Here is a 13,543-nt window from a genome sequence, read left to right as displayed (position 1 = left end):
GCCTTCAGACGAAAAAACTATCTTTGCATTTTCAAAAAATTTACATAAAATATGTCATTATCAGCATTAAATGCCATCTCGCCAATTGATGGACGTTATAGAAGTAAAGCCAGTGAATTAGCTCCTTATTTTTCGGAAGAAGCCTTAATAAAATATCGTGTTTTAGTAGAAATAGAGTATTTTATTGCACTATGCGAAATCCCGTTACCACAGCTTGAATCTGTTGACAGCACTATTTTTGATAACTTAAGAGCCATCTATAAAGATTTTTCTACTGAGGATGCCCAGGCCATAAAAAACATTGAATCTGTAACAAATCATGATGTAAAGGCCGTTGAATACTTTATAAAGGAAAAATTTGATGCTTTAGGATTATCTGAATACAAAGAGTTTATTCATTTTGGATTAACCTCTCAAGACATAAATAATACAGCCATACCTTTAAGTATTAAGGACGCTATGAATGACGTTTATGTTCCTGAATATTTAGTACTCCTAAATAAATTAAAAGCGTTATCTAAAGACTGGGCAGCTATTTCAATGCTTGCAAGAACTCATGGTCAGCCGGCCTCTCCTACAAGGCTTGGTAAAGAAATTGAAGTTTTTGTAACCCGTCTTGAAGAACAGTTTAATTTATTGAATGATATACCAAGTGCTGCTAAATTTGGTGGAGCTACCGGTAATTTTAATGCACATCATGTGGCTTACCCTAATATAGACTGGAAAGCTTTCGGCGGACAATTTGTTCAGGAAAAATTAGGTTTATACCATTCGTTCCCAACTACACAAATTGAGCATTATGACCACATGGCTGCATTGTTTGATACTTTAAAACGTATCAACACCATAATTATTGATTTAGACAGAGATATCTGGACCTATGTGTCTATGGATTATTTTAAGCAAAAAATCAAAGCCGGAGAAGTGGGTAGTTCTGCAATGCCACATAAAGTTAATCCTATAGATTTTGAAAACTCTGAAGGGAATTTAGGAATTGCCAACGCTGTTTTTGAACACCTTTCTGCAAAATTACCTATCTCCAGATTACAACGCGATCTAACAGATAGTACTGTTTTACGAAATGTTGGTGTACCTTTTGGCCATACTATAATTGGTTTTAAATCTACTTTAAAAGGATTGAACAAATTATTATTGAATGAAAGTAAGTTTGCTGAAGACCTGGAAAATAATTGGGCTGTAGTTGCTGAAGCCATTCAAACCATATTAAGACGTGAAGGTTATCCTAATCCTTATGAAGCTTTAAAAGGGTTGACCAGAACCAATTCTAAAATAAATCAGGACTCTATTTCTAATTTTATTGATACCTTAGAGGTTTCTAACACAATAAAAGACGAATTAAAACGTATTACTCCTAGTAATTATACCGGGATTTAGATTTATTTTATGTTAAACGACAAACAGATATTAATATTAAGCGGCTTTATGGTTGCTGGTATTTTTATATTTGGAATATTAAATATTCTGGAGAACTTTGTTGTTTTAACTATACTGACCATTATATTTTTCACTATTGTGATTAATATTTTTAGTCTGAAGCCTAAGCCTAAAGAAAAGCCATACGAACAAAATGATAAATAAAAAAAGCTTCCCAATGGGAAGCTTTTTTTGATATTAACATCATGCTCTAATTACTTAAAGAAATTCATCACATTTTCTATTTGATCGCTTTGGATATTTGCTTTTTGCAAAACTTCTATTAAAGTTACCATTTTGTCAGGGCTCATATCATTACCTAACACCCTAACAACACCAAACCCTGTTTCTTTTGAGCTTCCAAAAAGAATGACCTCATCGGCTTCATCATCAGTTCCAATATATTTAACACTGATTTTGTTTCCTCTGTCACTAAATTGCATCAGGTCATTATATTTACTATTACTTAAAATAGTTTTAACTTTTGCTAATTCAGCATTATACTCTTCAACATTATTATCATTTACTTTATATCCCAAAAAATTCAATTTATTTACAGATTCATAGGCCTCTTTCTGTGCTTCTGTAAACTGAGATTTATCAATCTCTATCATAGATAAAGGTAAATCCTGGGAAATAAAGTTTTTAGCTTCCTGATGATCTACATAATAACGTTGTAAACTTTCACCATTACCACAGCTAACTAATATAACTGTGGTAAATAATGATAATAGAAAATATTTGATTGTTCGTTGCATGATTGATGTCTGGTTTATTTATTCTTTTCAAGGTGTTTACCGCCTGGGATATTCATCTTATCGGTAAGTTTAGAAATCTCATTTAAGTCAATGTTTCCTGTAAGAGAAACAACTACGGTTTCAATCTTTCTGTTTTCTCCATTAATTTCAACGCCTTTTCCTTTCATAGCCTTGTCAACACCGTTTACAAATATTAAAAGTTCCTTTACATGATCAGCATCTTTACCTTCTTTCACATAAAACTTCACATCGGTACCATCATCTTTAACCTGCATTAACTCTTCTAAAGAACTTGAACGGGAAGACACCCATTTTGAAATATCTGAAGATATGGACTTATTATCTGTTACAATAGTTTTAAAGCTAGTAATACTCTTAATCATGTCCATATAAGCCTGTGCCTCTTCATCATCAACATTAATCCCCATTTTTGCTATCATTTGAAACATTTTTGGTTTAATGGAAACATAAGTAACATCGGCATTATCATTATATTTTTCAAAAATATCTTTTTGAGCCATTCCTGTAAACGGTAACAACATAATGGCCATTACCAATACTATTAATCTATTCTTCATTGATTTGCTATTTAATTTATTTAAAATATTCATTGTTTTTAGTTTTTAAAAATTATACTTGTTGTGTTTTCAATCTCATTAAGATACCCTAAGGTTGAAGTACCTTTGTTTACCTCATTTAAATATCCAACGGTTGAAGTGCCTTTATTGAATTTTTGAGAAATCAATTCCATAGATTTTGAAAATTCATTAAAAGCTAATTGCGGATCTTCATAAGTACCTAATTCACTTTTAGTAGGCGAGGTACTAAAATAAAATCCTAACATAAGAACTGCTACTGCTGCGACAGAAATCCATTTGTAATTAAAATTTCGCTTAGTTTTTAATGGAACGTCTTTAGTAAATTGTTCTTGACGGTTTCCCAAAAAATACGCAAACAAGGGTTTATACACTTCTAAATGTGGAGCTATAGTATCGCTGGAAAAATAGTTTTTCAACACTTGCTCTTCTTTCAATGTAGTTTCACCGTTCTCGTACTTTTCAAGTAACTTTTCTATATTATTTAATACCATAATTATGTGTATTAGTTAATTTTTCTCTTATTGTCTTTCTTGCTCTTGATAAGGCAACACGTACTGCCGTATTGTTCATGTCCAACATTTTTGCTATCTCATCAAAATCATATTCTTCTATATCTCTTAGTTGAATAATCATTCTTTGTTGTTCTGGTAAATCTTCAATGATGCGTTCTACCCAGTTAACACTATCATTTAATTCAACCTGTTTTTGTAAAGCCGTTTGCTTGTCTTCATAATTACTATGAACAATTTTTAAATTTTGGGCCTGCTTAGACTTTAATTTATCAAAACAATAATTCTTAGTCATAGTCATTGAAAACGCCTCAACGTTTTTATACTCCTGAATTTTAGCCTTATTATTCCACAGCTTTATAAGGACTTCTTGTGTGGCGTCTTCAGCTTCTTCTGTAGATACCAACAATCGTTTTGCTAAACGAAACACTTTATCTTTAAAAGGTGTTACAATATTCAAAAACTCTATTTGAGTCATTACTTTTGGTTTGGTTAAAAATGGCTTAATTATTGCTATTTGAAATTACGACGAACGATTATCTCTTTTGTTACAAAAATTTTTTATTACACAATAATGTAAGTAAATTTACGGTTTAACAGACTACTTATAAAAATAAGACCCTATGAAGAATTTAAAAACCATCTCATTCCTGTTTGTTTATATACTATTTTTATCCTTATACACCAGTTGTAGCAATAATGATGATACCAATGTAGAAGAACCAAACGTACCGGTTACCCTTGAAAACGAGGTTAATGACTTTGTTTGGTCAGGGCTTAACTTTTATTATTTATGGCAAGATGATGTTCCAAATTTAGCAGATGATAAATTTTCTACTCAAGATGAATTCTATACTTTCTTAAACTCCTATAATGCTCCTGAGGATATATTTGATGCTTTGCTGTATAAAAAAGATGAAGTAGATAAATTTAGTTTTTTAGTAGATGATTATGTTGAACTTGAAAACTCTTTTCAGGGCACATCAAAAACCAATGGTCTGGATTTTAGACTGGTAAGACTCAGTGGGTCTGATGATATTTTTGGATACGTAAGATATGTAGCTAACAACTCAGATGCTGCCTCAAAAGATATAAAAAGAGGTGATTTCTTCTTAACCGTTGATAGTCAACAATTAACTATCAATAATTATACTGATCTTTTGTTTGGCGCTAATGATTCATATACTCTAGGCATGGCATCCATAACAAATAGTACTATTGCTTCTAACGGGAAAACCGTAGCCCTTACAAAAACAGATTTTACTGAAAGCCCCATACATATAAATAACGTTATTGAAACTAACGGAGTTAAAGTAGGGTATTTAATGTATAATCAATTCATTAGGAATTTTGAAACCGGATTAAATGACGCCTTTACTCAATTGAAAGCTGAAGGGGTTTCAGAATTGGTTTTAGATTTAAGATATAACCCAGGTGGATCTGTTGCCACAGCTGTATCATTAGCTGGTATGATAACTGGTCAATTTGAAGGGCAAATATTTTATAAGAATGAGTATAATTCTAGAATTCAAGAATATTACGAAGTCAATAGGCCGGATTTTTTAGTTGATAAGTTTAGAAATACATTAACTGATGGTTCATCATTAACAAACCTTAATCTAAATAAAGTTTATGTGCTTACTACTAGTGCCTCAGCTTCTGCTAGTGAGTTAATAATCAATTGCCTTACTCCTTACATAGAAGTGGTGCATATTGGCACTAATACAACAGGGAAATTTCATGGTTCTTTCACTTTGTATGACTCTCCTAATTTCACTAAAGACAATGTCAATCCGAATCATTCATATGCTATACAACCATTAACTGTAAAGCTTACAAATGTAAATGGTGTATCTGATTATTATGACGGTTTAGTACCAAATCACATTATTACCTATCAAACTAGTTCAGGATCTATAGCACAAGGAGAAAATATCGTTAATTTGGGTGTTTTAGGAGATATGAACGAACCCTTTTTAGCTAAAGCATTATCCCTTATTACAGGAGGAACCACAAAATTTGGAGAAATATCTAAGTCTGTAAAAGGTATAGATATAGAACCTATTACCGATTCTAAAGACTTCACACCTCTAGGGAAAGGTATGTTTTTTGAGTTAAAAACAATGGAATAAAATAATTAGCTTATAACCTAGAAAATGAAACGTATACCCCAAATAGTTTTACTTGTTTTAATTTCCTTTTCTGCTATTGGTTGTTTTGAAGATAATGACGATACCCCAATTACTACTGAGCAAATAAATGACTTTGTATGGAGAGGTATGAATCGTTTTTATTTATATAAAGATGATGTTCCTGACCTGGCTAACGACCGGTTTTCTAATAGCAGCAATGAATACACAGATTATTTAAATAGTTTCAGTTCCCCTGAAGAGCTATTTGAAAATCTTATATACAAAAGAAAGGCTGTAGATAGATTCAGCTGGATAGTTGATGATTATATTGCTCTGGAAGAATTTTTTAAAGGTATATCAGTAAGTAATGGTATGGAGTTTCAACTATTCAGGTTTGCTTCATCTGGCAGTGACCGTTATGGGGTTGTTACTCATGTGCTTCCCAATACCAGTGCTGAAGCAAATGGAGTAAAACGAGGCGATATCTTTTATGGCATTGATGGAACACAACTGACAAGCAGTAATGTATCGCAGCTCGTTAATCAAAATAATTACACAATTAATATTGGTACTTATAACGATAATGGTACGCCTGATACAGATGATGATTTTGTTGAACCAACCACTCAGAGCATTTCCTTAACTAAGGCTCAGTATACTAAAAATCCTATTTTAGTTAATGACGTTTTATCTGTTAGCGGAAAAAAAATTGCCTATTTAATGTACAACGGTTTTACCGGAACTGATCAATTTAACTCAGAACTTAATAGTGCTTTTGGAACATTTAAAAATGCAGGAGCAAATGAATTGGTATTGGACTTAAGATACAACCCCGGAGGGTCGGTAAAAACGGCCATTCTTTTAGCCGGTTTGATAACAGGCCAGTTTACCGGAGAAATCTTTAGCACCGAAGAATGGAATGATGAATTTCAGGAAGCCTTAGAAAATGAAGACCCTGAATTGCTTATCAACAGGTTTGTAAATAACAATGATGGTGCTCCATTAAACAGTTTAAATTTATCTAAAGCTTATATTTTAACAACAGGTAGAAGTGCATCTGCCAGTGAGCTGGTAATAAACTCTCTAAGGCCTTATATTGAGGTGATTCAAATAGGAACAACTACGGCTGGAAAGTACCAGGCATCAACTACACTATATGACTCTCCTGATTTTAGACGCGATGGTGTCAATCCAAGTCACACCTACGCCATGCAACCACTAATTTTTAAATCATTAAATGTTAATGGTGAAACGGATTATTTTGAAGGGCTTAGTCCCAATATAGTGGTTGGTGAAAAAGTGAACAATCTTGGTATTTTGGGAGATGTAAATGAACCGCTTTTAGCTGCAGCAATTTCACACATAGACGGTACGTCTAAATCTTTTTTACATAAACCTGATTATCTTGAAATCACAAATGGCAGTGAAGACTTTGATGATTTTGAAATTGGTATGTATCAAGATAAAGAGCTTCCTCTTAATGTATTAAACATAAATTCATTTGAGTAAATACAAAACCTACTTCAACTGGAGTACAGGAAAGGATTCGGCTTTAGCCCTATATTATTTACAACAAGATAACAATTACACTGTAGATGAATTAATTACCACTGTAAATAGCCACTACAATCGTGTATCTATGCATGGGCTAAGAAAAGAACTCTTAGTTGCCCAAACCAAGGCTTTAGGAATAACATCCAGCTTAATTGAATTGCCAGAAATGCCCAGTATGGCAGTTTATGAGCAAAAAATGCTTGAAACAGTTACCAGATTAAAGAAGGATGGATTCACACACAGTGCCTTTGGAGATATTTTTTTAGAAGATTTACGTATTTATCGTGAAGAACAACTTGCAAAACAAGACTTAAAAGCAGTATTTCCCATTTGGAAAAAAGATACCAAAGCATTACTCCGGGAGTTTTTAGAATTAGGATTTAAAACCATAATTGTTTGTGCCAATTCCAAATACTTTGGAAAAGATTTTGTGGGCTCAATAATAGATGAAAATTTTATTGATAATTTACCGGACGGCGTTGACCCCTGTGGTGAAAATGGGGAGTTCCATACTTTCTGCTTTGATGGCCCTATATTTAAATTGCCTATTGAATTTAGTATTGGAGAGAAAGTTTATAGAGAATATAACCACCCAAACACTGATGACTCGGTATGTTCTGATAATGCATATGGCGTTTGGTATTGTGATTTGATTCCATAAAAAATGCCACTAAAAAAGTGGCATCTAATAAAGTGGTTAAGTGGCAGAAAATCATTGCCTTTAAAGTGTTAACTGAAAACCTACTCGTGCATTCCGGCCTCTGGTTGTATACTGTGCGATCTCCAAATAATCTTCATTCAAAAGATTATCAATACCGGCAAAAAATTTAATTTTATTATGCATCGCCGTATGACTTACATAAAGATTGAAAAGGTTAAAGCTATCAAGGGTTACATTTCCATTATCTAATCGTTTTCCTGTATGTTGGTATGCCAAAGACGCAAACGTTTTTTGAGAAAAGTCATACCCTAACAATAAATTCCCCTTATGCTTTGGAATTCTTACAGGCGCATCATCTTTGTTTTCTACAAATGTGTAATTAGCTGTTATATTTAAACCTTTAACCGGATTCGTATTCACCTCAACCTCTACGCCTTGAGTTCTTACCAAATCTGCTGCATTAAGGTAACCAAGGGTAAAATCATAAATAACAAAGTTTTTTTCCTCTCTGTTAAAGTACAATCCACTAACTCTTAACTTATCAGACACTTTATATTCCACACCGCCTTCAATAGTCTTATTCTCTTCAGGTTTTAAATCTGGGTTTGGTCCGTAAAAACCAAATAACTGAGACAAAGTGGGAGCTATATATGATGTACTATAAGACCCAAACAATTTACTATAAGATCCATTATCATATTTCATGACATAAGAGGGGTTCAAATTATACGTGAAATGAGAACCATATTCACTATGATTATTCATTCTTGCTCCAGCATTAACGTTTAAACCAAAATCAGACACATATACAAAATTGGCATAGGGGTCAATAATGTTAAACCTTTTCTCTTCACTAAACACCCCTTTGTTTTCAATAGTGTTTATACCAATTATAGCATAAAAGGTCTTATTAAAAACATATTTATTATAAGCATCTAATACATAATTTTTAGATTCAAATAATGTGGTAGAACCGGATATAAATTCTCTTTCATATTCTGAATAAGCCGCATTTAAATGTATACTCCCATTTGTATACTTAAACTCAGAGGACAAACCTACTCTTGATTGTTTGTTAGTAAACCTGTCATCAGTATCCGTTAAGCTGAAATTTGCATCATACCCATCAATATCCGATTTGATATCTGTAATATTACCAAATACATTGAATGAAAAGGCATGGTTAAATTTATAACCCAAATTGACATCAACACCATACTTTGAAAAAGCATCTTTCTCATTAGTGTCTGTAATAACTGCCGACATACCATCAGCAAATTGCTGACTAAAAGCTGTACGATATGTGAACTTGTTTAAGGTGCCTCCCAAAGCAACGCTATTATTAAAATCGGCCAAATTATAATTTTGATCTTTTTGAGACTGATTAGTTCCTATACTTGAAGCAAATACGCCACTTACCTTATTTGAACTGGCTTTTTTTGTGGTTATGTTTATAACCGCTGTGGCTGCACCACTACCATATAAAGTACTTGCTGCTCCTTTAATGATTTCGATAGACTCTATCATACTTAAGTTCAATAACCTTAAATCATATTCACCATTAAGCTGAGTAGGATCTGAAGTTTGTACACCATCAATCATAACAAGTACTTGACGGTTTCGTCCTCCACGCACATAAGTACCTATATTTTGACCAAGGCTACTTCTGCTACCATTAATTTCAATACCCGACTGGGCATTAATTAACTCTGCAACCGTTCTTCCCTGGTTTCTTTCAATCTCTTGCTGAGAAATTTTAATAACCGTTTTTCCTGAATTTTCACGTTTCAATTTAAAACGTGAATCTGTAACAACAACCTCTTCAAGTTGTTCTACTTTTGTTGAATCTACTGCCTGTTGCGCAAATCCAATCAGAGATACCCCTAAACACAGAGCACCAAAAACATACGTTTTTTTGTTCATTTTAATGACTAATTACTCGAGAATTGTATGGATTAACATACTCAAACTTTTATCCCGAAAGTTTAACTTATTTGTTTTTGAATTTGGCAGGTCTCCTGACTTGCGTCTTCATGTTGGTCTTCCCAAAGCATATCTCTTCAGTGACTAGAAGTTGAACATGAAGCTTTATAGCTTACAGTTGCGGGAACAGTTCAAGAATGAAGATTAACTATAATCTTTTCACTTGATTCCCTTTTAATCCATTTCAATTATTAAAATTGCATAGAACCAAAATTCGCTGCAAATGTACTACCTATTTTTATAATCAAAACTATTTTATTGGGTTATTTCTCAAAAAAAGAACAATCTTTGTGCTTCAATTTAGTACAAATCAGCTTATGATTTATTATATCACAGGAGGGGAACGCTCCGGTAAAAGTAGTTATGCACAAAATTTAGCCTTATCGTTTTCTCAATCGCCTAAATATGTAGCCACTTCACGTATTTGGGATGAAGACCATAGAAAACGTATAGATCGTCATATAGCAGACAGAGATGAAAGATGGACTTCTAATGAAGAAGAAAAAAATCTGGCTTCTGTAATTAAAACTAATGACGTCGTTGTAATTGACTGTGTCACTTTATGGCTCACCAACTTCTACATGGATACAAACTATGATGTTGAAAAAAGCCTGGAATTAGCCAAAATAGAGTTTAACAAACTACTAAATATTGAAGCCCAAATTATTATCATCTCAAATGAAATAGGCATGGGCGTTCATGCACAAACCAAAATGGGCAGAAAATTCACAGAACTTCAAGGTTGGATGAATCAGCATATAGCCAAACATGCTTCTAAAGCAACCATGATGGTCTCTGGAATCCCATTAACTCTCAAATAAAGATAATAATGAACATTGAATTAAAAAAAGCGCTTCAACATAAAATTGATACCAAAACAAAACCATTGGGAGCTTTGGGTAAATTGGAAAAGCTTGCTTTTAAAATAGGCTGTATTCAAGGTACAGAAACACCAAAAATATCTAAACCAACTATAGTTGTGTTTGCAGGAGATCATGGTATAGCCAAAAAGGGAGAGGTCAATCCATTTCCGCAAGAAGTAACCGCACAAATGGTTTATAATTTTGTTAATGGAGGCGCTGCCATTAATGTATTTAGTAAGGTTAATGCTATTGATTTAAAGATTGTTGATGCTGGTGTTAACCATACTTTTGAATCTAATTTAAATATCATAAATGCTAAAATTGATTTTGGTACAAAAAACTATCAGGATGAGCCTGCAATGACATTAGATCAATGCCAAAATGCAATAACTAAAGGAGGCAGCATTGTTATTGATGCCCAAAATCAGGGATGCAACACTATTGGTTTTGGTGAAATGGGAATTAGTAATACCTCATCGGCAGCACTTCTTATGGCTCATTTTACAAAAACACCTATTGCAGATTGTGTTGGTTCAGGTACCGGGTTAGATTCTGAAGGTATTAGTAAAAAAAGCCAAATCCTTTCGGATGTCAAAGAAAAATATACTCCTAAAACTCCTCAAGACGCTTTAGCCATTTTTGGCGGTTTTGAAATTGCTATGCTATGCGGAGCCATTTTAAAAGCAGCTGAATTGAATATGATTATAGTCATTGACGGGTTTATTGTAACTGCTGCTCTTTTGGCTGCTCAAGCTATTAACTCAAGTGTTTTAGACAACTGTGTGTTTGCTCATAATTCTAATGAACAAGGACATCAAAAAATGCTAAGCTTTTTAAATGCCAATCCCCTGCTTTCATTAGACTTACGTTTAGGGGAAGGGACAGGAGCTGCATTGGCCATACCATTACTAACAGCGGCTACTAGTTTTTTAAATGACATGGCAAGTTTTGAAAGTGCCGGGGTAAGCGGAGAAACAGAGTAATTGTATGGGGTTATGATTTATGAAAGTTTAAAATAAATACATCTATATACTAAAAAGCTAAACGCAACACTACTACCTGACAACTAACAACCAACTGGATTAAAATGAAAAAAGAACTTCAAATATTTCTGACTGCCATCATGTTCTTTACCAGAATTCCTTGTCCAAAATGGGTAAATCATGATGCTGAATATTTAACAAAAAGCTCAAAATATTTTTCACTGGTTGGTATACTTGTGGGAAGCATAGGAGCGATTGTTTTTTATGGAGCCTCCTTTATTTTTTCAACAGAAATCTCTATAGCCTTAAGCATGGTAGCTACTATTTATATTACCGGCGCTTTTCATGAAGACGGTTTTGCAGATGTTTGCGATGGCCTTGGCGGGGGTTGGACCAAAGAAAAGATACTTCTCATTATGAAAGATTCTAGGTTAGGTACTTATGGAGCTACAGGTTTATTTTTAATACTGTCTATTAAGTTTCTGGCATTAAGAGAAGTCCCTGATTACTACATTCCACTGATTCTTATTTCAGGCCATAGTTTGAGTAGATTTATTGCAACTACTTTGATTTACACCCACCCTTATGTTAGAGATACTAATGATAGTAAGGCAAAACCTGCTGCAAAAAATATGACCCTTTCAATGCTTATGGTAAGTATGCTATTTGGTTTAGCGCCTCTATTCTTATTTAAATCGGTTTTTATATTTATAGTACTTATCCCCTGCTATTTATCCAAAATGTATTTAGCTGTTAAATTTAAAAAATGGTTAGGAGGGCAAACAGGAGATTGTGCCGGTGCGGTTCAACAACTAACTGAAGTAGTTTTTTATTTAAGTGTTATTGGATTATGGAAATTTATCTGATAAGACACACCACTCCTGATATAGAAAAAGGGGTTTGCTACGGGCAAAGTGATTTGGACTTAGTATCCACGTACAATGATGAATTTAATGCTGTAAAAAGTAAATTACAAAATTTTAAGAATTACCAGGTTTTTTCAAGTCCACTAAAACGATGTGCTCTTTTGGCTAAAGCATTTAGTAAAACTGTAGTTTTTGATAACCGACTTAAAGAACTAGATTTTGGAGATTGGGAATTAAGAGCATGGCATGATATCTCTGAAGATGAGATTAACCCATGGATGGAAGATTTTGTTAACGTTGTAGTTCCTAATGGTGAATCCTATATGCAATTGGCTTCTAGAGTAACATCATATTTAGAAGAAATTATTCATTCTACAAATAATCAAAATCTTATTATAGTGTCGCATGCAGGCCCCATTAGAGTTATTTTAGCATCAATTATGAATATTCACTTAAAAGACTCGTTCAAAATCAAAGTGAATTATGGTGACGCTTTTCATCTTAAAAAGACCAATGGGAAACTAAAACTTATTACAGAAATCAATCTTTAAGAGTCAAGTTTGCAAAATGATAATTGCTTGATGTCTCTTTATTTTTTATCTCTACCTGAACCCTATTCTTAAAAAAAGGCGCATTAACTACTAAGGTATGGAACTCCCCGTTTTCACCACAGGCATCTATCCCCATGTTTTCCAGTATTTCCACCAATTCTACGTTAATTGTTTTTCCTAAAAAATCTGGTCCCAGATCTGAATTGCAAGACACAATTATAGCTTCTATACCGGCATCAATCATCTCTAAAACCAGTTGTCTTCGGTTACCTTGCCATAATGGTAAAACAGCTTCAAGGTTGGCTGCATGAGATACCTTTTCTTCCCATACCCTGTGGGATTCAATATCTATATCTCCAAAAACAGCATGCGTAATAGGATATTGCCCTGTAAGGTGATTTAAATGTTTTATGTAATTAGCCTCATAGGCTGCCCAGGTACTGCTAAAAAAATGAATAGGAAGGTTTAAGGCATCGGCTTGCGCCTGTAATACTTCCTTTGGAATACCATGTGACCTTGATCTATCTCCAAACTCATTCATTACATTTAAAAGTACCGTGGGTTTATATCCTGTCTGCATAGCTTTATATAAAGCGTAACAACTATCTTTCCCTCCACTCCAGGAACACATAAATCTCATTTCGAATTTA

Annotated in this window: 14 protein-coding genes and 1 riboswitch; of the genes, 8 read left to right on the top strand and 6 right to left on the bottom strand. The window is 33.5% G+C overall.

The window, feature by feature from the left end; all coding sequences use genetic code 11:
• Window positions 1-51: 51 nt before the first annotated feature.
• Complete coding sequence (gene purB / locus VOI54_RS15275; protein WP_326283920.1) at window positions 52-1,395, top strand: adenylosuccinate lyase; 1,344 nt, start codon at window positions 52-54, stop codon at window positions 1,393-1,395.
• A gap of 254 nt (window positions 1,396-1,649) precedes the next feature.
• On the opposite strand, the gene VOI54_RS15270 is transcribed toward purB, so the two are convergent.
• Genes VOI54_RS15270 through VOI54_RS15255 form a run of 4 tightly spaced genes read right to left on the bottom strand, consistent with a single transcriptional unit; the run spans window position 1,650 to window position 3,778 of the window.
• Window positions 1,650-2,192: a GFO_1091 family lipoprotein gene (locus VOI54_RS15270; protein WP_326283918.1), complete on the bottom strand. Its 543-nt coding sequence runs from the start codon at window positions 2,190-2,192 to the stop codon at window positions 1,650-1,652.
• A 14-nt stretch (window positions 2,193-2,206) separates the two neighbouring features.
• Entirely contained in the window at window positions 2,207-2,770 is a 564-nt protein-coding gene (locus tag VOI54_RS15265; RefSeq protein ID WP_326283916.1) for a GFO_1090 family protein, read from the bottom strand.
• Window positions 2,771-2,808: 38 nt separating this feature from the next.
• Window positions 2,809-3,282 (bottom strand): PG0215 family putative anti-sigma factor, encoded by a 474-nt coding sequence (locus tag VOI54_RS15260; protein WP_326283914.1) that lies wholly within the window; start codon window positions 3,280-3,282, stop codon window positions 2,809-2,811.
• Window positions 3,269-3,778, bottom strand: coding sequence for a GFO_1088 family ECF-type sigma factor (locus tag VOI54_RS15255; protein ID WP_326283912.1), 510 nt, complete (start codon window positions 3,776-3,778; stop codon window positions 3,269-3,271). Before VOI54_RS15255 ends, VOI54_RS15260 begins: the two co-directional genes overlap by 14 nt.
• Before the next feature lie 145 nt (window positions 3,779-3,923).
• On the opposite strand from VOI54_RS15255, the gene VOI54_RS15250 reads away from it, so the two are divergent.
• Genes VOI54_RS15250 through VOI54_RS15240 form a run of 3 tightly spaced genes read left to right on the top strand, consistent with a single transcriptional unit; the run spans window position 3,924 to window position 7,647 of the window.
• Complete coding sequence (locus VOI54_RS15250; RefSeq protein ID WP_326283910.1) at window positions 3,924-5,432, top strand: GFO_1087 family putative carboxy terminal peptidase; 1,509 nt, start codon at window positions 3,924-3,926, stop codon at window positions 5,430-5,432.
• Window positions 5,433-5,456: 24 nt separating this feature from the next.
• Complete coding sequence (locus VOI54_RS15245) at window positions 5,457-6,941, top strand: GFO_1087 family putative carboxy terminal peptidase (protein WP_326283908.1); 1,485 nt, start codon at window positions 5,457-5,459, stop codon at window positions 6,939-6,941.
• Entirely contained in the window at window positions 6,934-7,647 is a 714-nt protein-coding gene (locus VOI54_RS15240; RefSeq protein ID WP_326283906.1) for a Dph6-related ATP pyrophosphatase, read from the top strand. Before VOI54_RS15245 ends, VOI54_RS15240 begins: the two co-directional genes overlap by 8 nt.
• Window positions 7,648-7,707: 60 nt before the next feature.
• Here the strand turns inward: VOI54_RS15240 and VOI54_RS15235 are convergent, their stop codons facing one another.
• Window positions 7,708-9,570: a TonB-dependent receptor plug domain-containing protein gene (locus VOI54_RS15235; RefSeq protein ID WP_326283904.1), complete on the bottom strand. Its 1,863-nt coding sequence runs from the start codon at window positions 9,568-9,570 to the stop codon at window positions 7,708-7,710.
• Window positions 9,571-9,638: 68 nt separating this feature from the next.
• Window positions 9,639-9,857: riboswitch (cobalamin riboswitch) on the bottom strand.
• Between the two features lie 90 nt (window positions 9,858-9,947).
• On the opposite strand from VOI54_RS15235, the gene VOI54_RS15230 reads away from it, so the two are divergent.
• The 4 genes from VOI54_RS15230 to cobC all read left to right on the top strand — a co-directional run bounded on the left by VOI54_RS15230 (window position 9,948) and on the right by cobC (window position 12,893).
• The gene (locus VOI54_RS15230) at window positions 9,948-10,451 is read left to right on the top strand and encodes a bifunctional adenosylcobinamide kinase/adenosylcobinamide-phosphate guanylyltransferase (protein ID WP_326283902.1); all 504 of its coding nucleotides are present in this window, start codon (window positions 9,948-9,950) and stop codon (window positions 10,449-10,451) included.
• A gap of 8 nt (window positions 10,452-10,459) precedes the next feature.
• Window positions 10,460-11,476 carry a nicotinate-nucleotide--dimethylbenzimidazole phosphoribosyltransferase gene (cobT, locus tag VOI54_RS15225; RefSeq protein WP_326283900.1) on the top strand — a complete coding sequence of 339 codons (1,017 nt, stop codon included), beginning with the start codon at window positions 10,460-10,462 and terminating at the stop codon, window positions 11,474-11,476.
• A gap of 104 nt (window positions 11,477-11,580) precedes the next feature.
• Window positions 11,581-12,342, top strand: coding sequence for an adenosylcobinamide-GDP ribazoletransferase (locus VOI54_RS15220; protein WP_326283898.1), 762 nt, complete (start codon window positions 11,581-11,583; stop codon window positions 12,340-12,342).
• Window positions 12,327-12,893: an alpha-ribazole phosphatase gene (gene cobC / locus VOI54_RS15215; protein ID WP_326283897.1), complete on the top strand. Its 567-nt coding sequence runs from the start codon at window positions 12,327-12,329 to the stop codon at window positions 12,891-12,893. Before VOI54_RS15220 ends, cobC begins: the two co-directional genes overlap by 16 nt.
• Here the strand turns inward: cobC and VOI54_RS15210 are convergent.
• Window positions 12,883-13,533 (bottom strand): Dph6-related ATP pyrophosphatase, encoded by a 651-nt coding sequence (locus tag VOI54_RS15210; RefSeq protein ID WP_326283896.1) that lies wholly within the window; start codon window positions 13,531-13,533, stop codon window positions 12,883-12,885. The genes cobC and VOI54_RS15210 overlap by 11 nt on opposite strands.
• Window positions 13,534-13,543 lie beyond the last annotated feature (10 nt).

Origin of the sequence: Alterotamlana spongicola, from assembly GCF_035818475.1 — a bacterium.
Taxonomy (GTDB): Bacteria; Bacteroidota; Bacteroidia; order Flavobacteriales; family Flavobacteriaceae; genus Cognatitamlana.
This window is presented reverse-complemented; position numbering and strand designations above follow the sequence as displayed.

What these genes read in the sequence shown, in the direction of transcription:
- purB (WP_326283920.1), top strand. Translation starts at nt 52, where the DNA reads ATGTCATTATCAGCATTAAATGCCATCTCGCCAATTGATGGACGTTAT.
- VOI54_RS15230 (WP_326283902.1), top strand. Translation starts at nt 9,948, where the DNA reads ATGATTTATTATATCACAGGAGGGGAACGCTCCGGTAAAAGTAGTTAT.
- VOI54_RS15255 (WP_326283912.1), bottom strand. Translation starts at nt 3,778, where the DNA reads ATGACTCAAATAGAGTTTTTGAATATTGTAACACCTTTTAAAGATAAA.
- VOI54_RS15250 (WP_326283910.1), top strand. Translation starts at nt 3,924, where the DNA reads ATGAAGAATTTAAAAACCATCTCATTCCTGTTTGTTTATATACTATTT.
- VOI54_RS15260 (WP_326283914.1), bottom strand. Translation starts at nt 3,282, where the DNA reads ATGGTATTAAATAATATAGAAAAGTTACTTGAAAAGTACGAGAACGGT.
- VOI54_RS15270 (WP_326283918.1), bottom strand. Translation starts at nt 2,192, where the DNA reads ATGCAACGAACAATCAAATATTTTCTATTATCATTATTTACCACAGTT.
- VOI54_RS15235 (WP_326283904.1), bottom strand. Translation starts at nt 9,570, where the DNA reads ATGAACAAAAAAACGTATGTTTTTGGTGCTCTGTGTTTAGGGGTATCT.
- VOI54_RS15210 (WP_326283896.1), bottom strand. Translation starts at nt 13,533, where the DNA reads ATGAGATTTATGTGTTCCTGGAGTGGAGGGAAAGATAGTTGTTACGCT.
- VOI54_RS15245 (WP_326283908.1), top strand. Translation starts at nt 5,457, where the DNA reads ATGAAACGTATACCCCAAATAGTTTTACTTGTTTTAATTTCCTTTTCT.
- VOI54_RS15220 (WP_326283898.1), top strand. Translation starts at nt 11,581, where the DNA reads ATGAAAAAAGAACTTCAAATATTTCTGACTGCCATCATGTTCTTTACC.
- cobT (WP_326283900.1), top strand. Translation starts at nt 10,460, where the DNA reads ATGAACATTGAATTAAAAAAAGCGCTTCAACATAAAATTGATACCAAA.
- cobC (WP_326283897.1), top strand. Translation starts at nt 12,327, where the DNA reads ATGGAAATTTATCTGATAAGACACACCACTCCTGATATAGAAAAAGGG.
- VOI54_RS15265 (WP_326283916.1), bottom strand. Translation starts at nt 2,770, where the DNA reads ATGAAGAATAGATTAATAGTATTGGTAATGGCCATTATGTTGTTACCG.